Genomic DNA, 23,766 nt, shown 5'->3' with positions numbered 1-23,766 from the left:
GCCTGTTTCGAGGATGCAACTTTGAAGAAATTATCAATCAGGAAAAGCGCTTAGCCTAGTCGGGCGATGCGCGCACGGGCGTCATCCAGATGCTGCTGTAACGCGGCGAGACAGGGCGCAAAACGATCTGAGAAACCATCGCAAATGTTTGCCAGAGACAAAAATTCCTCCGCCAAAGCCAGCGCTTCCCGCCATGTATCGCTACTGACCACTTCCGGTAGTGACGCAGGCCGCAGCGTATTCACGATGGCGCCGCCCGCTCTGGGCGCAAAGCCCATCGGCAGAATGTCATAAGCCGGCGCAAGGTGATAAGGACGGCCATGGCGACTGATGAATGACAGGTTACCGGCGTGCATGTCGGTATTGCCGATCAGCATGCCGAATGCCCAAAGCCGGGCCGTGCTGTGGGCGGCCTCAGGCTGAACACACTTTTCCGCCACAAGCTGGTTGACGAGGACTGGCCAGCTTGCACTGGCATTGCCGACGAACTCCGCATCAAGCGCCCGCAGCGAAAACACGCCGATACGGCCCATTTTGCCCACCCGATCAAAGCGGGGGATTTCGAGGAAGCGCTGCCCTGCAATATCAAACACGTCGGTCTCAACATCCAGTACTTTCAGGGCCAGATGTTCAGCCATCAGCAGATCGCGCCAGCGTTCGCTGACTGGGTTGTCATCTGCTGCGGTGAATTTCACCAGCACATGACCGCGTTCGGTATAGGTGCAGAATTTTGGCTGCTCGCCACCCGCAGATGAGCCCGGCACCTCACCAGCGCCCGCGGCCCGCGCCAGCTCGGGATACGCCGTCTCGCGCTCCACGGGAGTCGGTTCGGGCATTTCCAGGAAACGGCTGCGCGCCTGCTCGCCGATCAGCAGGTTGCCGATCGCATCATGACCTTGCGCCAACAGCGCTCTGACGACATCTGCATCTGCCCATTGTTCGGGATTCGCTGGCAGACCGAGCCCGCTGGCATAAGTCGAGGCACACGCTCTGCCGAGATAGCCCTGCGGTCGCATGTCAAACAGCCACCACGGCAGCCCGTCACTGTGAAAGCTTTTGTGGTCCGCCTGCACCATCACAAACCCTTCCGGACGAACCGGAATCAGCTCGCCGAGAGGTTTGATTTGCCCTTCATCGGTCACACGGTAAATCGGGGCCGAGCGGAATCCGCGAAACGTATCCCGCAGGGCATATTGAATAGATGGACCCGCCCCGATTTTGACGATGTCATCACCCAGTTCTCTAATCGCACGGGAAAGCGTAGGCTGGCTTATACCCATTTTTTCAATGAGTTGCCTTCCTGCCATCGGCCCGCTATAGAGAAGCTGACGTACGGTTTCCGCATGCGTGGACATAGTGTTGAATCACTTTATGAATAGATGGGTAAATGGGTTTTTGAATAGATAATCTAGCAGGTAAGCGGCTGGCAGTCACTGGTATGTGCTGCGCATGGTGTGCAAAATGTGTGGTTCTGGAGAAGGTGAGGCTGCATGCAGGCTTGACGAGGTAGATTCTGGCGTCGTTGTCTGTAATAGACTGTTGTTAACACAATAACAGGATTGGAAAGCATGAGTCTTGAAGGCTTGTAGTTTTAGATTAAAGCGAGCAGGCGGACAGTGAGTTTTAATAGTAACGGGAAAAAGCGCTGCCTCTTCATCGCTATTGTTGAAACTTAAATAAAAAAATTATCTGTTTAAAGCGTGGCTTAAGTCAATGGTGTAATTGAGTAAGTTGGCGGCCTTCGCTAATTTTTTAACCACCGAACAAGTGGTTATGAGTTCCATTTTGAAGCTTGTTAAATCAGTAACTTACTTATTTTTACCTTTTCTTTCGGCCGAACAACGATAGGAAGCATTGAATAGCGTTACGCTCTTCTGCCATTTTTTTCCCATTTGTAGTATCAACTGAAGTCGTGACTACACAGCTTTTTGGATTGTATTGCCAGTCGTCTGAAGTTTCATATATCGTGCCATCGTCGTCCATTACTTTCGCGTTTAGCTTTTGAGATATTAGGAGCATTTTCCGGTAGAGGGGAGTTGGTGGCCATTTAGTATAAATGTTACCTCCAGACCAATCAAGCCAGTCTTCTCCATCCGATCCATCCCCATTCCATATGGCGTGAAACTCTCCGCTTCTTGGATTAAGGCTAAGTTCGGGATCGCTGCTTATTATTTTTAGCCATTCTTCAGAACTGATTTGGTCATCATCGTTTTCAGCCCAGTACTCTGCTCTTGTTATATGAAATTCAACGCCCATCAATATTATTTCCTGCTTCTGCATTTTTAAAGGAATTGCGATGCTTGCCAGATAAAAAGTCGACCCAATCCTGATTGGTAAGGATTCGATAAAACGGTTTTAATCTGTCTCTGACATAGTTAAGTATTTCTAACTCACTCATTTTAGATGCTTTAGAGGGATGGTCTGGTCCCCAATCTTCAAATAATTCTTCGTGTAAATGGTAGTATCGCCAAGTGATTTTGCTAGATAAAAGAGAATCTGGGCCCAGCGGGTACGCAGGGATTTGGTGCAATCTGACTTCGATTTCTTCGGGAGATTCTATATGTAATAAAAACCAAGTTTTAATTCTTAACCACACAACAGAACTTTCACTAAGATTGGGCATGAAAATACCCTCTTGGCGCATGTAATTTGAAAGGTAATGTTTTACCTCATAAGGGTCAGGTTTTTTGTCTAAATTAAGAGAGGCGAGAATCAACATGGTTTGTGATGTGTTCCCCTCTATTATTTCTCTCTCAGCCCATTCTGTAATCTCTTTGTCATAGTCATCAACTCGATAAGCTTCGAATGCTTCGGCATAAGTCCTTAGACAAAGAATTTCATGCAAACTGTATTTGTACTTTATGTTTTCCATTAACATATTCTTTAGTCCATTATACTTAGTGGATTAAGTCTCAAAGCCTCAGACAAGAGATCCGGTACAAAGTGTGCCTATCTCATTGTTACCTTGATATCTGTATGCCCTAATATCCGCTGAAGCACAAGAATGTTGCCACAGTTCATCATGAAATGAGACGCGAAGGTGTGGCGAAAAACATGCGTAAGCTGTCCAGCAGGTGTCTCGATACCGGCGCGTTGCATGGCCTTTCTGAAGGCTGAATAGCACGGTTTAAAGAGCACCTGCGCTTTCCTGCTTGATGAAAGGCCAGCCTGTAATTTTTCAGTTATCGGCACCGCGCGGCTTTTCTTGCCATTAGTTTTCACATATATGATCTGACCGGCGCGGATTTGGTTTCCTTTCAAGCCTTCGGCCTCACTCCATTGTGCGCCAGTTACCGGGCAGATTTTCACAATGGTCGTCAGATCTTTGACCGGCTGTTCTCACATTAGGCTAGATGGCTTCTGATTTCCTCAATGGTGAGATACGCCATCTCCGATTCACTGATTTTAAACGCTCTCACGTTCTCTAACGGGTTTGATGCGGGTCACTCAATTAATCCGCGTAGCTCATTAAACTCGGGTGCGAGTGGGTTTCCCTTCACCTTGCATATGGTTAGATGTTTCTCATCATTAACTGGCACGAAGTCGGCAGGAGTCTGCTGCACCGCGGGTGTGGCTTGGGTACGCACACATTAACGTAGCCCAGCTGATGCTCGATACTGTGGCGCTTGTTGAGCAGCTTGCTAATTAGCTGGCAAGCCATACGCACTGCCATACCGCAAAGAGATCGTAAGCACAGCGTGGCGCTGGCTGCGCCACAGCCCCGGCAAAATAAATGCTTCGCAGACTAAATCGGCGCCACACCGCATCCGCCTGCGGGTTTTGCATCAGGAAAACTTTTCAGTTTTATTTTTCTACAAACCGCCACGCCGGGCTGTGCTGCTGCTGGCTTTGTGCCGGAGTAAGCCAACTGAAATCAGTGAAAAGAATTTCAGCTTTTTTAGTTTTGAGGATCTAAAAAGGATCTAAGAGAAAATTCAATTGCCTGAAATATAATGGAAAACTGGATTTTACGTGAGGGCAGAGGATCGCGCGCTGTGCGTTCGGGGATTTGCCATAAGCGCAGCCAGGCCAATACTGGCTAGGCTTAACGAGCGCAGGGGGATTACGAAACTGAAAATAATACAACCTGTCGGGTCTACTGGTCTGGTCGTTCTGGCAGCATTTTCCCTATGAAATAGACAACCGCAATGGTCAGGCCGATTGCGATCAGCCGCTCATGCCATGTGTCATAATGGAAAAACCAGTAACTGCAAAGCAGGACTAAGAAGCCCCCTATAACAGCACCAGATGCTTCGATGAGGGTAAACAGAATCCGCTTACCGATACTTAATTTGTGAGGTTTATCATTTCGCATTGATTTCATTCTCAACCATGGAAAGAAGTCTTTCAAAGGCCACCTGCCCTTGCGTGTTCCTTATCTTCAAAGCATCAACGAATGGATTTAAAGCAGGCTCAACAAGAAAGTAAAGCAAATCTAAATCCCGGGTACGCAGGCGATTATAAATCTCGGGATTATATTGCTGAAGGCGTTCTGAAGTATAAATACATCTCTCAACCATGCCACCAATCAATAATGTGTTACCAATAAGGCCGCCGCGTAAGGTTATAAGGAATGAGCTTCGTTGTGCAATAATTGTCGCAAGCTTACCTGCTATCAGGGAGTTAGTGATTGTGCGGCCAGCTACCGACGCCATTGTTTTACCGTAAATGGCATTCTGCTTATCTTCAGGAACAGTGTTGTTAAAGATGTCCAGAACCGTCTCTATCGTCTTGATGAAATTATGATTCTCAAGAAGGCCATACTTAATGGCTGTCAGCATCCTGATTTTTTCGGACTCACGCTGATAACGGCTATCGGTATCAATAAACCCAAACGCCAGGTAACCAATATCTTTAGGAACAGATAGCACGCCATCAATGAAGCCTATAGCAGACTCGGGGGATAGAATAATTTTGGCTATACGCCTTGCAATTTCCTGATAGCTACGCAATTAAAAATCCTTTTATAATTGATAGAAATTTTGCAGTTCATTCGATGAAAGATACTAAATCAATGTTTAGTAACCCAGACTGATGTTATCAATCCAAACGGCTCACCACAATGCTGCAACACACAGCGCGGTAGCTTAGCAAGACGCTGGCTTTGTACGTGGTAAAAAATGCACCGCCACTTTACCGCCACTCAAAAAAGCAGATGCAAAAAAAACCGCTTCGATGAGCGGCTTAACTATATGTTTTTTATGATTTAATTTGGTGGCCCCTGCTGGGTTTGAACCAGCGACCAAGCGATTATAAGTGTAAAATCAACAACTTACATAAATATACCCCTCTATACTTTTCAATACCTTCCTAATATAATGACCCCTGTATAAATAACCAGAAGTCATCCCAAATACGCGTTTCGGGAATCCTATAGGTATCCTGGCTGGACCATGCGATTCGCAGGATACCCTGATCGTGTGGTCGAGGAGGTTGAATGGAAACGTTCAAATTCACGAAAACCAGGCTGGAAGAGCTCCCCCCTGCTGCCAGGGGACAGGTGGAGTATGGCGATACGGTTGTAAACGGGCTACGGATCCGTGTCGGCGTCAGCGGCACTAAAAGTTTCTGTGTATCCCGCAAGAAAAACGGCAAGTTTTTCCGGGCTACGCTGGGGCGTTTTCCTGCGCTTTCGGTGGAGAATGCCCGGGCGAAAGCCCTGGAGGTCATGGGCAGCATGGCCCTCAGCGGTCAGAACCCCAATATTCAGAAGCGCATGCACGAACGGGCAGCCGTCACCCTGCAGGACGCCCTGAACACCTATATTCTCAGCCGTGAGCATCGCCTGAAGCCGGCCACATCAAAACAATACCGGAGCATTCTGGGCAACTATTCAGGGGACTGGCTCTCACAGCCTCTGGCTTACATCACCCGCGATCGCGTTGAAGCCCGTCATAAAGCCATCACGCATGGCACGGTCTGGTATGGTGCGGATAAGCGATCCCTGCGACGGGGCACCGGGCAGGGGAGTCATGCGCAGGCGGACTTATGGGCCCGCGCACTCAGGGCGGTTTACCGTTTTGCACACGATCACTACCGGGATGAGGAAGGGCGAACCCTGCTTCCCGATCCACCCACACTGGTGCTTAGCACCAAGCGGAAATGGCATGGCACGGTCAGGAAAAGCGACCGCATCCGTACCCATGATCTTGGTCGCTGGTTATCTGCGATAGAGACGGTGAGGGAACAGGCGGAGCGTGAACGTGATGATTTCGCTGCGACCGTGTGTGATGCCGTGGAGATGGCCACGTTCACGGGCCTGCGGAAGTCCGAAATATTCGGTCTCGCCTGGTCCTGCGTTAACCTGGGAGGCCGCTACTTCTGGATAGATACGACAAAAAACGGCGACCCGCTTGAACTGCCCATCACCCGTACCTTACTGGCGCTGTTCCGCCGGCGCGCTGCGGCGCGGCGCGGAGAGCATCCTCTGGTCTTTCCGGGCATAAAGACCACCATCAAAGAATACCGCCACGTCACCGGGCGCATAAGCCGGTCAACGGTTCCTGAACCCAATCCGGACAATCTGCAGCCCATCCCGTTCAAGTGGCATGACGCGAGGCGAACTTACGGTACCGTGGCGGAGCTGGCCGGGGTAGGAAGCTATATCCTGAAGCGCCTGATGAACCACAGAACGCTGCGCAGTGCCGATGTGACCCAGGGGTATCTGCACTTTGGTGCGGATGAACTGCAGGCACCGTCAGCAAAAATTGAGCATGCCATCCTGGGCTATAGCGGGAGAGCGGATAAGCCCGAAGGCCTGGATGCCCGGCTGAAAGAAGCGCTGGAGCACCTCAATGATGATGAGAAACGAAGACTGCTTTTTTCACTCTCGGAAAAGGTCAATGAGGTCAGAAAATGATTGATGAAATCAAAGCGGAAATGACAAAAAAGCTGGAAGAGCTGGCTATGGCAGAGCCGGTGACAGGTTATATCAATATGTTTTACCAGGCGTTGTCCTTCAGTGATGCAGACCGCAGGACGCATATCACCGAAATTTCAGATCCGCTCTGGTGTATGGACCTCGCGAAAGGCAGCTATGACCGTGCCCGGCTGGCCCTGCTTAAATCCTATCTGCTGCTTCTGCTTGAACAGCACTACCACACAGCCATTTCACTCCTTCCTGTTCTGAAGTCTTTCGACATCCTGGGACAGACCGATACTGCAACGTTTATTGATGTCGCCATGAATAAGCTGCGTCAGTCTGAAGAGTTCCGTCGGGAAGTGTATAGCGGCCATAACAGCAGGAATGCGTCAGGACGGCGTAATAAACATGCAGATGAAGTGATCGCGATAATGTCTGAAACCTGGCGCCATTATCCGCACACCCCTAAAAATGCCATGATCAAAAAAGTATATGGCCATCTGAAAGGACAGGTCAGTGAAGAGACGCTGGCACGCTGGATTAAAGAGGAGAAACTCGGGCCGGCTTCCAAAGTTCGCCCGTATCCGCCTTTTCGGCTGGTCATACCCTCATAACGCGTTATGATCCCCTTATAGCGCGTTGTGATCCGATCACAGCGCGTTGTGGGGCTACACGCAGTATCTCCGGCGATAGATATTCACCATCAGTCTTCAACTGACATTGATGGTGATACTCATGCAATTTCCTCTCAGCCTGAAAACACCCAGCCGTCTGACCCGGTCAGAGGCAGCGTACTATCTGGGGGTTACGCCCCAGACCCTGGCTAACTGGGCCAGCACCGGTAAGGTGCAAATTCCGCATTACAAAGTCGGTCGCAAGGTCATTTATTTTCAGTCAGATTTGGACGCGTATCTGGCGTCCACGCGTCGTACACAGACCATGTGAGATTGACTGTGTTTGATAATAAGAAAATTTTACAACTCAAGATAGGAGCAGGGCTACAGTGTCGAGGCTACCAAATGCTGCTCAGCAAAGTCGTCAGCTGGAAGTATAAAATGTTTTATTACTTGCCGCGCTGTTCCGCTTCCAGTTTTTCTTCACATGCTTGTATTACCCAAGAAGAGAAATTTGTTTGTGGGTTCAGTTTCTTTTCATCGCTAACGATTTTTTCGATCGCATCAATTAACTCGTGCGGGAAACGAATCCCTTTAAAGGTGGATTTGTTGTTCTTATGCCCAGTACTCATTTTTAGTCATAACCTCTGTGGTTCACCGGGTAACAACCTTATCGCAGTTCGTTTGGCACATGAAGTGTTTAAACACAAGACTCTTGACGTGTTTAAACACTCAGAGGTAAGGTGTTTAAACACCAGTGTGAATTGGTGTGGACAAATGAACGAAGCCCCGAAGTGCTGCAACACATCCGAGGCTTCTAACCTGTCGCGTTATTAGGAGTAACGACCATGGCTATGAACAAGCATATCCAAACTCGCCCCAAATATCAGTATCGCTTCCTGGCCGTTTCCCGTCAGGACCGGTCTGTACCCCCGCTCCGTCTCTGCACCGGCGCCGGCTCAGAGCAGGCTGTCCGCTGCCTTCCCCGCTCCTTCGCGGGCCCGCTGCCCGTTCAGGAGGTCCAAAATGCGTGAGCCCATGGATTTAGATCAGGCTGAATTCCAGGCCGAGATGGCCACCTCGCTGTTTGAGGTGATTATGGACAAGGCCTGTCAGGAGTGTTCCCCCCAGCTGCGGCACCTTATCAGCCTGGCCTGCGACATCAACTTTGAGATTTACCGCGCGCTCAGGGCTGACGGAGGAAAGCACCATGATCAGTAACGTGAAGTTTAACGAGCTGGCCAGCCGGGTGGAGGCGCTCACTGCGCGCGTCGGGAACCTGGAGGCCAGCCTGAACGCGCTGGTGGATTCACAGGGCGGCACCATTCCGCCCGGCATGGCGCCGGTCAGCACGCTGGCGGCGGAGTTTGGCATCTCGACCAAAAAGGCGGAGGAGCTGGCAAAAAACGCCGGCGTGATGCTGGTGCGGCACAGGGCCGGAGGCTATCTGGTGCCGGACGAAAAATTCCGTGAGGCGGCCCGTCTGGTGCTGCGTGCGGCCAAACGGAAGTACGGCTCGGCGTACTGGTACCACCCGCTGATTGGCAAATTCCAGATGAGCGGAGGGATACCGAAATGAGCGTGACGGAAACGGAGACGGAAACCCTGTCTGACGCGCTGTTCACCTGCATCTACCTGTGGGTGAATGGGCATCCCGTTGATAAAAAAGCGGCCCGTGAGGCCGCTTCACGGCACCGAGATAAATATTCCTGCTACGGCCGGCTGGCGCAGAAAATGAAAGACTTTGTGCCGGGCAGCGGCATGAGCTATGAAGCCCTGTGTGAGGCAGGCTTCTGCCAGACAGACGCAAAGAAGCAGCGTCAGACGCGGATGAACCTGATTGCCGGTTACACGGGCGGGGAGGCCGTTAAGGCGCTGCTGTGTGATTCAGAACGTATCAACCGCCTTTTTCCCGCCGGTAAAGAGCAGGCGGCAGCTCCCCGCCAGGCGGGGCTGTCCCTTTCCCAGATGGGGCCCAGCCAGCGCGGCGGGGTGCTTCTTGAGCATTACAGCGGGCAGCTGGCGCTGGATGCTGATTCAGACGTGGTGCATCACTATAACGGCATCGTCTGGCAGCCGCTGAGCGACCGGGCGCTGGCGCGCCAGATGGCGGCCATTTTTATCGACAGCGAAACGGCCTATTCCATGCCGGCCATGAAGAATGCCGTCGACGCCATGAAGCTGAGCCTGCCGGTAATGGGAGCGCCGTCCCGCCATCTTGTCGGTTTCCGTAACGGGGTGTTTGACACCCGGCAGGGGATTTTCCGCCCGCACGACCCCGGTGACTGGCTGCTAATCGCCAGCGACGTCACCTTCACGGCGGCGGTGCAGAACGAGACGCTGGCCGGGCACGCGCCTGTTTTTCAGCAGTGGCTGAACGGGTGCGCCGGGCATCATCCGCGCAAGGCCGACCGGATACTGGCCGCCCTCTATATGGTGATGGCCAACCGCTACGACTGGCAGCTGTTCCTTGAGGTCACGGGGGCGGGGGGAAGCGGGAAAAGCGTGATGGCCGAAATCTGCACCATGCTGGCGGGTAAGGGCAACACCGTCTCAGCCAGCATGGCCGCGCTGGAGAACCCGCGCGAGCGCGCGCTCATCGTGGGGTACTCGCTCATCATCATGCCGGACATGACCCGCTACGCCGGTGACGGTGCCGGCATCAAGGCTATTACCGGCGGGGACAAGGTGGCAATTGATCCCAAGCATAAGGCGCCATACTCCACGCGCATCCCGGCCGTTATTCTGGCCGTCAATAATAACGCCATGACCTTCAGCGATCGCAGCGGGGGCATATCGCGGCGCCGGGTTATTTTTAACTTTTCACGGGTCATTCCGGAGAACGAACGTGATCCGCTGATGACGGTAAAAATTGAGGCTGAGCTGCCGGTCATCATCCGCCACCTTCTCACCCGCTTTGCTGACCAGCAGGAGGCTCGTCAGTTGCTTTCTGAACAGCAGACGTCTGACGAGGCTCTGGCTATCAAGCGCGAGTGCGATTCGCTGGTAGATTTCTGCGGTTACCTGACGGCTTCACAACAGTGTGATGGCATGTTTATCGGTAATGCAGAAGTGATTCCGTTCAGCCCGCGACGTTATCTCTATCACGCCTATATGGCTTATATGCGGGCGAACGGGCTGAGCAAGCCGGTGTCTCTGACGCGTTTCGGCACGGACATGCCCGGAGCCATGGCTGAGTATGGTAAAGCGTATCTTCGCAAGAAAAGTACCAAAGGCCATATGCGCTCCAACCTCACACTCAATCAGGAAGCTGAAGCGTGGTTACCTTTCGCTGCTGGTGAGCAGGTAAAATAAATAAATTAAAAAAGTGTCCACTACTCTCCACTTTCAGCAGTTTTTATCTTTATAACAATAACTTAATGGGTGGATAGTTAATTATTAACTATCCACCCATTTTTATATATTTATTGTAAAACAAAGAGTTAATGGGTGGAGAGTTAGAGTGGACAGTCTCCACTTTCCTGCCTGAAAAATGCCAGGAAGAACAGGTGGAGAGTATAAGAGATGGGTGGAGAGTAGTGGACACTTGAATAACAACTCTCCACCCATTAACAATCTGAAATTAAAATAAAAAAAGGCAAAAGTGGAGAGGTGGACAGTTAAAGTACTATTCTTTTTTTTCGGGCGATTAAAAACAGAGTTGCTGCTCTTTATGTGTTCGAAAATTAAGAGGTTCAACAAATCGCCTTGGTACTGGCCTGCACGAAAATGAAGGATGCCGATGAGCCGAAACGCCGGGCGTACGACCTGCAGCCGGTAAAGCCGTTTACGGATGAAGAGGGTGAGGAAATTCATTCGCTGGCCGTGCGGGATGTTTCACGCGACGTGACTGAACTGGCACCTGAGCTCAGTGATATCGCAAAACTTACAGATAATCACATTGCACTCTGGAACCTGATCCGCAGCTGGACAATGAACAACGACATCTGCACGCGTACAGTCATCCGGGATGATATGAATGCGCTGAGGCTTGTCGTTAAAAACTTCAGTCGCTGGATAGCAAAGCTTGAAACTGAAGGGCTGATTGAGGTTGATAGGGAAGTGATTACGCTGATGACCAGATGGCAAAGTGAGGAGTGAAGTGAGGAGACGTGAGGAAAAAGGAAAATTTTCCTCACTTTCCTCACATATACACAGCGGAAGTGAGGAGAGTCTCTGAAACCCTTGATATGACTGGGTTGAGAGCGATTTTTAGAAAATCAGGTGAGGAGAAGTGAGGAATACAGAAAATGAGGAGCATGTGAGGAGCTGCCAGTGCAGGACAACCGGCAACATACGTGCTAATTCTTAACATGGCCTTATTGGTTAAGCAGGAAGCCATATGCCGAACGCCCTCTGTGTGGCAGAGGCAGACGTTGCTGTAACCGAACCCTGTTGATATTTATGCGGTGCAGGGTAATTCTCCTGGATATAACGTCCCCTGTCGCTCTGGCACTACGTTAGACTGGCTGGCCCTGCTTGAGCTAGTTTTTTAATTTAATGCTAAGCGAAATAGTTGATTAAGGTTCTAAAATGTACCGTTCTTTCCGACTCCTTCGCTTGATTCCTTCTAACACCGATTAAAGATGCAATGGTCAAGTAAAAATATCATTATCAATAATGGATGGGAATTTCATGTTTACGACACTGCTCTTGCCTTCGCCGGGTGAGTTTATCCAGTGGTGCCGTAAAGATGAATACAGCGCTGCCGAACTGCTGGACTAGACGAGTACTACGACCTGGAAATGAAATATTGCGCCCGCTGCGAACTGCACATATCAGCCTGAATCTATCCGAGGAAGTGCAAAGCTTGTTTATAGGTGGTCATTAATTTGTACAGCATGAGGCGTACAGGGATTGACTGAGTAGGAGCTACGCGTACATTATCAAGGTTAACTGCTCACCACTCGTAACTAGTCTGGTGAGCAGATTCCCCCGCTCCGTGCGTAGCTGGAAAAGCTTTACATGCTGGCTAGCAATGAAAAATCCATAGGTTACATAGTGCATATAAAGGCGTTTATATATTCGAAAGGAATCCTTCATGGCCTAAGATCCATATCTCATCCCGGCACTTTGGCTCATTGAGCAGGGACGCCAGATGATGTTGGCAATTTTCAGTCTTACTGAAAAGCAGACAGTGATGCCAGAGGAGTTTGGGGATAGGCTGCCTGCAATCACTATGCTAATGCGCAAGGGACACGATACTATTGTTGATGTCAAGTTAGCCCGTTCCGACAAAAGCCGCTGGGATAGAGCCCGCCAGATTGCTGAATCTCGCGCATTTTGGCGATCAGTAGAGAAACAGTTTAGATAAGCGTAGGGGAGTCACAAACTGGCTCAGTGGCTGGTGGGGGGATGATGATGTAAGCTAAGCAGAATGCCACGACGTGAGCTGAACGCTATGTCTGATGCAGGCTGTGCGATTTCAAAGATAAACTAGCGTAGCGTTTAATGCCTCCTGTGAGCGAGAGCAAGAAGTTGGCAAGTGTTCCCACTGATAGTGGTGTTTATGTTAGCATGCGCAAAGGGCAAAATAATGAAAGATATCGGCATGAAAGGAAAAGAGTGAACATTGACGAGCGCCTTTAAAGTTTTATTTTAGTTATAATGCATTGAAATAGGGCTCTCAATATTTTAAGTGTTGATTATGCTCCCTGCTTTGGATTGGTTGTTTCTATCTAAGATAAGGAGGATTTGAAAGTGCTTACTAAATATAGGTGTTCAACGTCTTTTTTTGTTATTCTAATCAAAAGTTCACTTTTAACACTATTGTTTTTTATCGAAATAATAGGTAAAATGTCTCGGCATATCAACAATTGGGGTTCTATAATTGCTAAATAATAATTCAACTAACAGCCCTAATACCTCCCTCGTAAGTGTTCCTGGAGTTGATACTTCACATTTATACTTGTCGCTAGTCGACCGATTCAAAAAAAACCATGGTAAGCCGATATCTGTTGATTTTAGAAAATTATTACCATGGGTTAAGTTAGGCGATCAATTTACACACTTGATTCATCCATATCCTGCAAAATTAATTCCTCATATAGCCAACTTCTTTACTAATGCCTCTATATTAGTAAAGAGAAATGAGGTTGTGTTAGATCCGTTTAGCGGTTCAGGAACTGTAGCCCTTGAAGCCTCTTTAGCTGACCGCATCCCTCATGTTGCAGATGCAAATCCTCTGGCTACTTTGATATCAAAAGTAAAAGGATTTAATTATGATGTTGATGAATTGGCCAAAGAATTAATTGGTATATCATCTAGAGCTAAACGATATAGGACTGCCCCTACGATTGAAGTTGTCAATAGTTCATTTTGGTATGCTGATTTGGTTAAACTTAAACTTGAAATTGTTTTACGAGCAATAATGCAAGTTGAAAACGATGATGTTAGAGATTTTTTTCGTGTTTGTTTTTCTGCGACTGCGAAAAAGTTTAGCAATGCTGACCCTGCTATTTCTGTTCCAGTGCGGCTAAAATGCAAAGATAGTTTCAGTGTTAAAAGAAACAATGAAGTACTTGAAAGATTAAATTGGTTGAAGACTGCTTCAGTTATTGATGAGTTTAACTCGTTATGTTTGATGAATATTCAAAGAGTAAAAAGTGCGAATGAATACAATCCTCAAAGGAAAAATGTTCATGTTATCTCTGATAATGTTAATAATTTAGAAAGTAATTATCGTGGCTTTGAGAAACCTTCGCTCATTATTACTTCCCCCCCTTATGGTAGTGCCCAAAAATATATTCGTTCATCTAGCTTATCGTTAAACTGGTTGGGTTTTTCAGAACCAAAAGATCTTACAAAGCTTGAGAATCTTTCTATTGGTAGGGAGCATGCACCTCAATATCGGAAAAGAGAATATTTCGAGGAACTCCCAAGTTTTATTAACGATTTTCTTGTGCATGTGAATAAATCAAACCAAACTAGATTTGAAATTACTAAACAGTACTTGTGCGAAATGAAAATAGCTTTGAGAGAAATGTCGAAGACTGTTAAAGAAGATGGACACATTGTGATTGTTACAGGTAATAATAGTGTATGTGGAAAGGTTCTCGAAAATGATCTTTTTATTACTACTGTTATGGCTGAATTAGGATTAAAATTACAATTGCACTTGTACGATGCAATTAAGTCACGTGGCTTAATGACTAAAAGAAACAAAACAGCATCAATTATTAATAAAGAGCATGTTTTAGTTTTCCACAAAGAGGCTGGTGATGGAGCGCATTGACATTGAAAGAAAAATTCGTGAGCTAATGAGTCATGCTTGGGATGAAGAAGTCAAATGGAATGAAATCGAAGGATGGCTTGACAATTTCAAAGGTTTTTTTAATCCTGAGGAAGATGAAAAAATGCACGCTGTCTATTCAATTACCGAATATATGTATTTCGGGAAAAGACTAGTACGAGAGATGCTTAAATCATTATATCGAGATTATTTTGCATCACCTTTAAAACAACGTATACGTAGAAATTTTGGTGATACTTTAGATTATGAGTTGATAAAAAAATATTTTGCAATGGAGCTTGCGAGTACAAGGTTTATTGGTGTTGGCAATCCTTCAGAAAGTGGCGCTCACCTATTATACTATTTTCGTCAGGTAAATAATCTAAGTAAAGAATTGTTTTCAGATATTTCTTCCGTAGTGCAAGCTCGGAAAGATAGAAATAATAGTATAATTTATGAGCTGGTCGATAAAAAAATAAACCGCATAGTGTTCTTCGATGACATAGTCGGCTCTGGAACTCAAGCGAGTAGCTATTTGGGAGATTATATCAGGCAGTTGAAAAAGAATGATCCAAAGCTAGATATTAAATTCATGTCTCTTTTTTCAACGACCGATGGTCTTAATAGATTGAATAGCGATAAGGTTTTCAATGGTAATGCAATGTGCCTTTTTGAATTAGATGACTCATATAAATGTTTGAGTGGAAATTCTAGGTATTTTAAAAATCCTCCAAAATGGTTTGATAGCGCTATAATGCAGTCAGTATTGATGGATTATGGAAGTGCTATATTTCCTGAGCAACCTTTAGGCTATAAAAATGGCCAGCTTTTGATCAGTTTTTCACATAATACTCCTGATAATGTTCCGCCCATTTATTGGTGCTCCATGCCAGAATTATGGAGTCCTGCATTTCTTAGGTATCATAAATTATATTCTTAAGAGGTTATATGATAACTGAAAATCCATTTTCATTAGCACATGCTTCAGGGTTTACTGATAAACAAATAAATTCATTTTGGACTGATTTGGGTAGCCCTGACATCATTAACGCTATATTCGAACCTAAGAATAAAGGATCAAAATTAATTTTAGGGGGTAAGGGTACAGGTAAAACACATTTGCTAAGATATTATTCTTATAATGTGACGCGCTTACGCGATCCCGAAAAAGAAGGTTTAAGCATCGTCAAAGGAAATGGTTATTTAGCTGTATTTTTGAGGGCTACTGGGGTCGACGCATCGCGATTTGAAGCAAGCTCAGGAGTAGATATTAACTGGCAAAATTTATTTGGAGTGTATCTAGAGTTAAAATTAATTGAGCAGGTAATAGACGCTTTATGCGATATTGCATCAACTTCAAAAAATGAAGAATTTGATGACTTAGGGTTTTTAAATGAAATCCGTAAGAATTTAAGCCATAATGGTTTAGATCATATCAATTCTTTAATCGAATTCAAAGGGTGGTTGATAAATCAAAGGCGTATTATTGATGAGGCAGTGAATGATGCTGCTTTTACTGGTGATATAACGCTCAAGCCGCCATTTTCGATTGGGTCATTATGCCTAACTATAAGTAATGCTATTGGCTTGTGGCATAGTGCTCTAAATGAAATTACATTATTTTATCTTATTGACGAGATAGAAAATTTTTCTTTTAAGCAACAGCAGGTTATTAATACCTTAATCCGCTATGGTGAGAATAAAGCGACGTTCAGAGTTACTGGAAGACAGTATGCAATCAAAACATACTCAACTCTAGCAGATGGAGAAGAAAATCGTGTTAATTCAGAATTTACAAAAGTAATTTTAGATGAGTTATTATTAAAGTTAGGCTCAAAATTTTATGATTTCGCAGAGCGCCTTATATTTCAAAGGCTTAGCTTGGCTGGAAAGTCAATGTCGCTACCAAATTTGATTCCAAGCAATGGAAGTAAATTAAAAGCGAAAGAGTATTTTGAGGATATCGAAGTCGAATTTTTTTACGAAAGCGCTATTGAAAGATTGAAGATTAATAAAGCAAAGTTAAATTTTGTAGTGTTATTTGAAAAGACACTTAGGCAAGCTTATAAGGATACACCCTATAACGAAGATATAAATTTAATCGTATCTGAGTTAACAAGTGGTTTTCCATTAATAATTGCCAAATTAAATATACTCTTGTTTGTTAAGAAGTTCAAGAAAAAAAACAAGCCTCTTGAATTTGCACATTATATCTCAACTTCAGCTAGAAAATATTTAGAAAAAAAAGAGCCTGGGTTCTACTTCAATGCTTATGGTCATTATGCGTCAGATCTTTTTTCACAATTATGTAGAGATTCCTCAATTGGAATTGGTGTTTGTTACGCAGGTTTTGACACTATAGTTAAAATGACTTCTTCTAATCCGAGAAATCTTTTAATCATCCTAAGTAAAATTTATGATGTCGCGACTTTCAGGGGTATCGACTTCCTTGCTTCTGAAAAAATAAGCCTAGAAATTCAAACTGAAGCTGTTTTAGATTCTGCCCGATTTATGTATGAAGCTGATACTAATTTTGGTTTAGATTCGGACATAGCATTGAGGGCAGTTGACCGATTGGCTAGCTTGCTACGAACAGCAAGGTTTTCCATGAATATTCCTGAGGTTTCTCCTTTGGCATTAAGTTTCTCAGATGATGATCTTTCAAGTTCATCCAAGAAGATATTACAAGATGCTCTTAATTATTCGCTTGTTTTCGAAGTTAATGATGGTAGAGCGGATCGCAATAGCGAAAAGATAATTAGAAAAATTCAGCTTAACCCTATGTTGTCCCCTAAGTGGGCTTTGCCTGTATCCAGACGTGGAGATATAAGTCTCAATAAAGAGATGCTTGCGGTAATTTTTTCTGAGAAAAGAGGTGATGAATTTGACTCATATCTAAAGAAAGTCAGCATCAAATGGAATTCTATAACTAAGCCAATGAACATAGATAACAAACAGAGAGACTTTTTCGAATGATAGACTATTCTGTGTTTTATAAAAGAAATATAAATACTGATAGGATTGAAGAGGAGTTGTCATCGTACGACGTATTTGTCTCTGCTTATAACTCTAGCCATAGAGTCAATAAAGTTTATGAGTCAATTAAGGCGAGAAAAAAAATATGGCTGATTCATCCTGAATATAATTATGGGCCAGATGATTACCCAAAAGAAAATCCAAAGATTTGTCCTGATGATATTAGTGAGACTAACCAAGTTAGGATGTTACTCGAAGAATTAGGTGAACTGAAAGATAAAACAATATGTATAGATACAACAGGATTTATGCGACATGTCATTATTTTCCTTGTAATCTCATTACAAATGAGAGGAGTAAAAAAATTTACAGCCTTGTACTCAGAGCCTTTATTTTATGATAAGCAAGGTGATACGAACTTCAGCACAGCTTCAAGAGGTATGCCCGTAATTGTAAAAGGGACGTACTCGAGTAATTCCGGTGCTGACCATCTCATAATTAACGTTGGGTATGACCATAAACTGATTGGTGAAGTGGTTGATAACAAAGAAGGAGCGAAAATTTACCCCATTTTTTCATTTCCATCTTTGAGCGCAGATATGTATCAGCAGAGTGCTATAAGAGCAGCAAAGGCTGGCAGTGCCGCTCAGACTTCAAGCTGGATAAATAACAGACACTTTTCTCCTGCGAACGATCCTTTCACAAACGCAGCTGTTATCTCAGATATAGTTAAGTCTATTGATTTGCGTAGTAAAGATGCAAACATCTATCTTTCGCCTTTGTCTACAAAAATTCAAGCATTAGGGACTGCTTTATACTGGGTTTTTGAAGGTAAAGCCAGAGGCGGAGTGAGTATATTATTGCCAGAGTGTTTGTCTTATTCTAGAGAAACAAGCCAAGGTTTAAAGCGGCTTTGGTCATATGATATTGAGTTTTTTTAATTTGGATTTTATTTTTTAAGCTAAAAGGGACTTAGATGGAAGATAGTAAATTAGTATTAATGCCTAAGCTAAGTCCTGGGCTGATACATTATTATAAAGTGGAGTGGTGCTAATATCTATCACAGTTATTTCTTTTTATTCAGAATGTGTTTTTGTGGAGGCTTTTATAACTTCAACTCTGTTAATTTTTTCAAAAAAATGGTTTTTATAAAGCTATTGAAATTGAATAAATGCTTTCAAATATTTAAATGAAGATATAGCTATCTCTCGCAGGCGGTAAACTGCATGTCACAAGTGAAATGAACCCTTTTGTTGAAGAAGTTTAGAATTTAGAAAAAAATTTATTTCTTGGTTTTGAAGAATCCAAGGATATGGCTCATTTTGAACCAGTTATTAATTAAAAAGTCGCATGGCCTTTACGCTACCATAGGCGTGCAAAGGGAAAGTCAATCATCCGTTATCTGTACTATACTTGTATAAAATATTAAGTGATATTGTGATGAAAGAGAAAGCTAGCTTTATAGCAGAAAATTATTCCTGAGACTAATCAATTGCTATTAAAGCTTCTCTTGATAATTAATATATATGACGAATGAAAGCTAAGAATAGTACAAAATTAAAATCATGTACAAAATGCCGTCGTGCTAATATTGATTAGAGGGGCTGGTGGACATCCTCAAAATGAGGACTTGTATTGATCTCAATAAGTTACCAACTACAGGCATACTAGCCACGTGAGCAAGAGGCCACTGTATCTCACGTAATAAAATCAGAGCGTTATTCAGCAATCAACCTGACTGCACTCTTTTCATAACGTGGTCAAAGTGACGGCGAATGGAAAATCAATGACTTAAGGTCCAGCAGGCGTTTAAGCGAAATAACAGGTTTTGCCATGCTTGGGGTTTTGCACTTTTCGGGTAAAACCTTATTCAGACAAAGTTATCGACTTCTGAGCAGATAACCAGCCTGATGATGGCTGAGTGCACAAGCGCTGGTAAAGTATTGAACATCCACAATCGCCACAGAGATAAATTCATTGAGAGGATGGCCTGTATCCTCAAAGTGAGGACGGATGAAATAAACAATAGCTTACGCGCTCTGTGCCTGGCCAAAAAGCCGAGTGGTCCTTAAACGAGGGACCGAATTAAGCGTCAGGACGCGGGAGGTCACAGTAGTCTCCTGTCGTAAAATCAGGAAGTAGTTCATCGATCATCTGACTGCCAGCTCTCGTAAGGCAGACAAAGTGACGGTCTCGAACAAATCAAAGACTTAGGCTGTGGCCGAATGTTTGTCCTTATTGGGAAGTCATTGCGACTGCCCTGGAGTTTTGTTCTTCAGGCACGGCTTTCACTTCTGGCCAATCAGCCGGCCAGATGATGGCAGATTATTGTGGCAGTGTCAGGGCAGGGAATAATGAGCGGGTCCTCCCGGAGGGGTACCCTGTCCACGAGGCGGCGGCCCCGCGGAAAACGGCTGATTTTTGCATTTTCATGGTGGCGGCGGCAGGTCACTTAAGTTATTGATAATGATGATTAATTTTCAAGATAACCTGTACACTTTTTTTTTCAGGGGTGTCATTAGACCAGTTTGTAAGCTTATGAAATTAAATAATAAAATTGGTTTTCACCTGCCAGGTTGAGCTGCCTGGTCAAATTTAAATCACTTGTGGTGCCTTTCGCTGGTGCATTTTAAAAATCTCCGAGGACATGGGGATTTTATAACACCACCATAAGTTGACAGGTGAAGTCGAAGAATTACAGGGCGTCAGCGCCTTTGAGTTGCTCCGGACGCAGAGTTTCAGGTGAAGCGTTAAGATGATTACATATCTCTGATACTGGCTGGCCTGCGTCAGGATTATACCAACGAGAGCAAAGCCTCTGCCCAGTATTCAGCCTGAGCAGCGATATGCATTTGCTGAGCCTGAAGTTTACCATCTTTGCGCGCAGCCAGAATTGAATCGCAAAGACCAGCCAATATAGTAGTCGGGTAAGCAGGCCCGACAATATTGCTTGACGGAATTTTGAAGCGGATAGGGGATTGGTGCTTATCCAGTAACTATTTGTTTAATAATGCCTTGTGCGCTTACTGGTCACTAATTTAATAAGTCGCGCTGATGCGCCTGCAGTGTTGAATCCTAACCCTACGCAAGCCGCACCTTCAGCAAACACTTCAGTCGCTGGCTGGCCAGGCTTGAAAGCCAGGGGATGGTTACAATCAACGATGAAGAAATATCAATTATCAGTTGCCGGAAAAGTGAGGGGTAAAGTCAGGAGCGGTGAGGGGGAGATGCGGAATTTAATATCTGCTCCTCACTTTTCGTGTATATATGCGGAAAAAGTGAGGGAAGCGCGGAGTGTCAGCTTAATTACACATTGCTGGCCTGACGTTAAGGCTCATTCAGGAAAGCTCAGGCAGAATGTCCGCTTTGTGCCAGAAGCGGACAGTGAAAGTATCCGTTTGCCAGTCAGCGATCGCAGGAAAAATTGTCATGCCTGTCCACAGAGAGTGAAAGACTATCAGGTTGTCTCTAAGATGGCTGTCTAAAGCGTTCGCGTTAATAAGAGTACAGGCGGGATAATCATAGAAATGGACGACCCCGCTTCGAAAAGTGTTCTTAATATAAAGAGCTTTTATTCTGCAAATTTCAGCAGTGCTTCACCATCAAGTCGATAGCGTACCCATTCAGACTGCGGCAATGCACCAATGCTCAGGTAAAAATCAATGGCGGGCTGGTTCCAGTCCAGCACACTCCATTCAAGGCGGCCGCACTCTCTTTTCACTGCGCATTGCGCAATATTTTTCAGTAACGCTCTCCCCGCACCTTTGCCGCGATAATCAGGGGAAATGTACAAATCTTCCATATAAATACCGTTACGTCCAAGCCATGTGGAATAGCTGGTGAAAAAAACGGCATACCCTACAGTTTTACCTTCAATCTCGCAGATCAACGCTTCGGTTTTACTACCTGCGCCAAACAATGTTTCCTGGATCTCGTCCGGCGTGGTGACGACTTCTTCCGGAGCTTTTTCATACACAGCCAGCTCATAAATCATCCTATAAATTGCCACTGCATCTTCCGGGCGAGCCGGGCGAATCGTGATACTCATTAGTTTTCCTGTCATTGCTGAATGTAGGCGACATTGATGGCGCTAAGCATAAGGGTTATTGTCAGGAGAATTAAGTGCAATGAAATCACTAAATGATGAATATTATGCATCCGGCGCTGAGGCGTCTTGATTTAAACCTGCTGCCTGTTTTTGACGCGATTTATCGTCACTGTTCCGTTCGTCTGGCGGCGGATGAACTGGCGATGAGCACATCGGCACTGAGCCATGCGCTGTCGCGGCTGCGCAACAGGCTTAATGACCCACTATTTTACCGGGAAGGCCACCGTATGTGCCCCAGCGCGTATGCTACGCAGCTCGCGCCTTCTATTGCTTCGGCACTAAAATTCCTCAATCAGGAACTGATTCCACAAACGGAGTTTGACGCCGCCGATAGTACGGAGCGTTTACAAATTGCGATTACGGATTTTACGGCGTTGTGTATTTTCCCTGCTCTGATGCACAAACTGCAGCATGAGGCACCCGGTTTGCGCTTTGAGTTACTCTATTTGCCGCACAGCCCGGCTCTGATGGAACTTCTGGCGGGCGAAGTGGATCTGGCGCTTGGATTCAGCACGTCAGATAATATCCGACATCCGGAACTGGAAGAGATCAACTGGTTTGAAGATGAATATGTCGTCATCAGCAATACAAACCGAACACAGCTGACGCTGGATGATTATGTTGCCGCACGACACCTTGTTGTCACGCCCTGGAATGAGAAGCGGGGTGTTCTGGATTTACAGCTTGAGCAGATGGGATATATACGTCAGATAGCGCTCAAAACGCCGTCTATGCTTAGTGCGCCGTTTATTGTTGAGGAAAGCGACCTGCTGATGGCTATCCCCCGTTTTGCCGCTGAAAAGCTGATTCCGGCAGTGAATATCAAGATTTTTTCATTACCCTTCGCGGTACGCTCGTTTGAAGTGAAGATTTATTCACATAAACGGAGTGGTCAGCGAGGCGCGACTACCTGGCTAAAGGCGAAACTTCAAATGCTGGCAAAAGAGGTTAATTCAGGGCGGTGAATGCAAAAACATCCTGGGGATAGTTCAGGAGAAAATTCGCAGAGCATCGCTATCTGAGGAAGATAGCCGTGGGCTACTTTGTGCCAGAAGCGGACATTGCTTGCATCATGGGGGGCCAGTTTGCGCGAAAGTCAATCGTAGATTTTAGCCCTTTTAAAAACTTTCTTTGCCACAAATAGTTTATGAAAGCTATCAGCTCACTGACACGGACACAGTTACCTCCCCTCTGACAAATGCTATATTTACTGCTGCTTCGTTTATCGGAGGATTTATGGATTCGGGCGAGGATAATAAAAAATCACTGCAGCTCATTGGTAGCATTATCCGCAGACTGCTCTGTCAGAAAGCCACCGTAGGGAAAGACGAAGTGATAGATGCACTGGAACTGCTCAGCAAAAGCACCGCGGATCGGCATGTGCGTGAAAATAGTATAAAAGCGATTCAGATGCTGAATCGCCGGGTACACTGAATGAGTAAGGCAGAACCTAACAGATGCGATAACTACTAGAGCCTAATATTCTGCTGGCAAGGCAATTCTCGCAATAACAGCTTAATTTCAGCACTGTAATTATCGAAACATTGGGATGTGGTAAGAAGTCTTTCGGTCTGCCTGATTGCTTCTCTGATGATTTCACGACGAGCTGCCTCTTTCTCAGCTACAAGCATCTGTTTGAGCTTTTGAGCCAAGATTTGCACGCTGATTACATCGTCGTCCTCAAGCAGCAATAATATGGCTTCTCCAATGACGACATTGACCATTTCTTCTTCACTTCTAAACATATCAATCTTCCTGTTGCCTGGCGGTAAGAGTCCGTCGCGGCGGACAAGCATTATTGCTATTGGGAGTCTACGATCTATGTCTAATTTCAGTAGCAGCACTGATCTGCTGAAGTGTGTAATCATACCTGCCCTGAGTGTAACACAATGGGACCAGCCTGCCTGAAGTTTCGCCAGCCAGGTCACACCTTTTATTCCAGCTCTATTGAGATGATGATGATTCTGCGAGCTCT

Annotated in this window: 22 protein-coding genes and 1 pseudogene; 15 read left to right on the top strand and 8 right to left on the bottom strand. The window is 45.6% G+C overall.

Going from position 1 to position 23,766, the window contains the following annotated elements; translation table 11 throughout:
• Positions 1–50: 50 nt before the first annotated feature.
• The 5 genes and pseudogenes from yjjJ to F3I21_RS17735 all read right to left on the bottom strand — a co-directional run bounded on the left by yjjJ (position 51) and on the right by F3I21_RS17735 (position 4,952).
• On the bottom strand, positions 51–1,355 hold the full coding sequence (gene yjjJ / locus F3I21_RS17760) for a type II toxin-antitoxin system HipA family toxin YjjJ (protein ID WP_150059456.1): 1,305 nt from the start codon (positions 1,353–1,355) through the stop codon (positions 51–53).
• A gap of 463 nt (positions 1,356–1,818) precedes the next feature.
• On the bottom strand, positions 1,819–2,259 hold the full coding sequence (locus F3I21_RS17755) for a hypothetical protein (RefSeq protein WP_353887881.1): 441 nt from the start codon (positions 2,257–2,259) through the stop codon (positions 1,819–1,821).
• On the bottom strand, positions 2,246–2,878 hold the full coding sequence (locus F3I21_RS17750) for a hypothetical protein (RefSeq protein WP_150059455.1): 633 nt from the start codon (positions 2,876–2,878) through the stop codon (positions 2,246–2,248). The genes F3I21_RS17755 and F3I21_RS17750 overlap by 14 nt, the downstream gene beginning before the upstream one ends.
• A 5-nt stretch (positions 2,879–2,883) precedes the next feature.
• A pseudogene (locus tag F3I21_RS17745) lies at positions 2,884–3,473 on the bottom strand (tyrosine-type recombinase/integrase); the annotation flags it as partial.
• 831 nt (positions 3,474–4,304) lie between these two features.
• On the bottom strand, positions 4,305–4,952 hold the full coding sequence (locus tag F3I21_RS17735) for a hypothetical protein (RefSeq protein ID WP_150059454.1): 648 nt from the start codon (positions 4,950–4,952) through the stop codon (positions 4,305–4,307).
• 485 nt (positions 4,953–5,437) lie between these two features.
• Here F3I21_RS17735 and F3I21_RS17730 point away from each other — a divergent pair, with 485 nt between their 5' ends.
• The 3 genes from F3I21_RS17730 (at position 5,438) to F3I21_RS17720 (ending at position 7,807) form a co-directional block, all read left to right on the top strand.
• On the top strand, positions 5,438–6,859 hold the full coding sequence (locus tag F3I21_RS17730; protein WP_150059453.1) for an integrase family protein: 1,422 nt from the start codon (positions 5,438–5,440) through the stop codon (positions 6,857–6,859).
• Positions 6,856–7,476: a hypothetical protein gene (locus F3I21_RS17725; protein ID WP_150059452.1), complete on the top strand. Its 621-nt coding sequence runs from the start codon at positions 6,856–6,858 to the stop codon at positions 7,474–7,476. The genes F3I21_RS17730 and F3I21_RS17725 overlap by 4 nt, the downstream gene beginning before the upstream one ends.
• A gap of 121 nt (positions 7,477–7,597) precedes the next feature.
• The gene (locus F3I21_RS17720) at positions 7,598–7,807 is read left to right on the top strand and encodes a helix-turn-helix domain-containing protein (protein ID WP_058771303.1); all 210 of its coding nucleotides are present in this window, start codon (positions 7,598–7,600) and stop codon (positions 7,805–7,807) included.
• Positions 7,808–7,925: 118 nt separating this feature from the next.
• On the opposite strand, the gene F3I21_RS17715 is transcribed toward F3I21_RS17720, so the two are convergent.
• Positions 7,926–8,108: a YlcI/YnfO family protein gene (locus F3I21_RS17715; RefSeq protein WP_072210008.1), complete on the bottom strand. Its 183-nt coding sequence runs from the start codon at positions 8,106–8,108 to the stop codon at positions 7,926–7,928.
• Between the two features lie 216 nt (positions 8,109–8,324).
• Between F3I21_RS17715 and F3I21_RS23630 the strand changes: the two genes are divergently transcribed.
• The 10 genes from F3I21_RS23630 (at position 8,325) to F3I21_RS17665 (ending at position 18,624) form a co-directional block, all read left to right on the top strand.
• Positions 8,325–8,510 carry a host cell division inhibitor Icd-like protein gene (locus F3I21_RS23630; RefSeq protein WP_150059451.1) on the top strand — a complete coding sequence of 62 codons (186 nt, stop codon included), beginning with the start codon at positions 8,325–8,327 and terminating at the stop codon, positions 8,508–8,510.
• The gene (locus F3I21_RS17705) at positions 8,503–8,697 is read left to right on the top strand and encodes a hypothetical protein (RefSeq protein WP_021509672.1); all 195 of its coding nucleotides are present in this window, start codon (positions 8,503–8,505) and stop codon (positions 8,695–8,697) included. Before F3I21_RS23630 ends, F3I21_RS17705 begins: the two co-directional genes overlap by 8 nt.
• Complete coding sequence (locus F3I21_RS17700) at positions 8,687–9,055, top strand: hypothetical protein (protein WP_150059450.1); 369 nt, start codon at positions 8,687–8,689, stop codon at positions 9,053–9,055. The genes F3I21_RS17705 and F3I21_RS17700 overlap by 11 nt, the downstream gene beginning before the upstream one ends.
• Positions 9,052–10,791, top strand: coding sequence for a primase-like DNA-binding domain-containing protein (locus tag F3I21_RS17695; protein WP_150059449.1), 1,740 nt, complete (start codon positions 9,052–9,054; stop codon positions 10,789–10,791). The genes F3I21_RS17700 and F3I21_RS17695 overlap by 4 nt, the downstream gene beginning before the upstream one ends.
• 414 nt (positions 10,792–11,205) lie before the next feature.
• The gene (locus F3I21_RS17690) at positions 11,206–11,577 is read left to right on the top strand and encodes a hypothetical protein (RefSeq protein WP_150059448.1); all 372 of its coding nucleotides are present in this window, start codon (positions 11,206–11,208) and stop codon (positions 11,575–11,577) included.
• A gap of 997 nt (positions 11,578–12,574) precedes the next feature.
• Positions 12,575–12,790 (top strand): hypothetical protein, encoded by a 216-nt coding sequence (locus F3I21_RS17685; protein ID WP_150059447.1) that lies wholly within the window; start codon positions 12,575–12,577, stop codon positions 12,788–12,790.
• 516 nt (positions 12,791–13,306) lie between these two features.
• Entirely contained in the window at positions 13,307–14,710 is a 1,404-nt protein-coding gene (locus F3I21_RS17680) for a hypothetical protein (protein ID WP_150059446.1), read from the top strand.
• Entirely contained in the window at positions 14,697–15,647 is a 951-nt protein-coding gene (locus F3I21_RS17675) for a hypothetical protein (RefSeq protein ID WP_150059445.1), read from the top strand. The genes F3I21_RS17680 and F3I21_RS17675 overlap by 14 nt, the downstream gene beginning before the upstream one ends.
• A gap of 8 nt (positions 15,648–15,655) precedes the next feature.
• On the top strand, positions 15,656–17,683 hold the full coding sequence (locus F3I21_RS17670) for a hypothetical protein (protein WP_150059444.1): 2,028 nt from the start codon (positions 15,656–15,658) through the stop codon (positions 17,681–17,683).
• Positions 17,680–18,624, top strand: a complete 945-nt coding sequence (locus F3I21_RS17665; RefSeq protein ID WP_150059443.1) for a hypothetical protein — start codon at positions 17,680–17,682, stop codon at positions 18,622–18,624. Before F3I21_RS17670 ends, F3I21_RS17665 begins: the two co-directional genes overlap by 4 nt.
• A 2,630-nt stretch (positions 18,625–21,254) precedes the next feature.
• Here the strand turns inward: F3I21_RS17665 and F3I21_RS17660 are convergent.
• The gene (locus tag F3I21_RS17660; protein WP_150059442.1) at positions 21,255–21,731 is read right to left on the bottom strand and encodes a GNAT family N-acetyltransferase; all 477 of its coding nucleotides are present in this window, start codon (positions 21,729–21,731) and stop codon (positions 21,255–21,257) included.
• A 92-nt stretch (positions 21,732–21,823) separates the two neighbouring features.
• On the opposite strand from F3I21_RS17660, the gene F3I21_RS17655 reads away from it, so the two are divergent.
• Together F3I21_RS17655 and F3I21_RS17650 are read left to right on the top strand one after the other, a co-directional pair.
• Positions 21,824–22,756, top strand: coding sequence for a LysR family transcriptional regulator (locus F3I21_RS17655; RefSeq protein WP_150059441.1), 933 nt, complete (start codon positions 21,824–21,826; stop codon positions 22,754–22,756).
• Positions 22,757–23,027: 271 nt separating this feature from the next.
• Positions 23,028–23,225 carry a hypothetical protein gene (locus F3I21_RS17650; protein WP_058758732.1) on the top strand — a complete coding sequence of 66 codons (198 nt, stop codon included), beginning with the start codon at positions 23,028–23,030 and terminating at the stop codon, positions 23,223–23,225.
• A gap of 35 nt (positions 23,226–23,260) precedes the next feature.
• On the opposite strand, the gene F3I21_RS17645 is transcribed toward F3I21_RS17650, so the two are convergent.
• On the bottom strand, positions 23,261–23,536 hold the full coding sequence (locus F3I21_RS17645; protein ID WP_150059440.1) for a hypothetical protein: 276 nt from the start codon (positions 23,534–23,536) through the stop codon (positions 23,261–23,263).
• Between the last annotated feature and the right edge of the window lie 230 nt (positions 23,537–23,766).

The sequence above is a fragment of the Pantoea sp. B_9 genome (assembly GCF_008632015.1).
In the GTDB taxonomy this organism is placed as follows: domain Bacteria; phylum Pseudomonadota; class Gammaproteobacteria; order Enterobacterales; family Enterobacteriaceae; genus Pantoea; species Pantoea dispersa.
The sequence above is the reverse complement of the archived record's forward strand: the minus strand, read 5'-3'. Positions and strand labels throughout refer to the sequence as shown.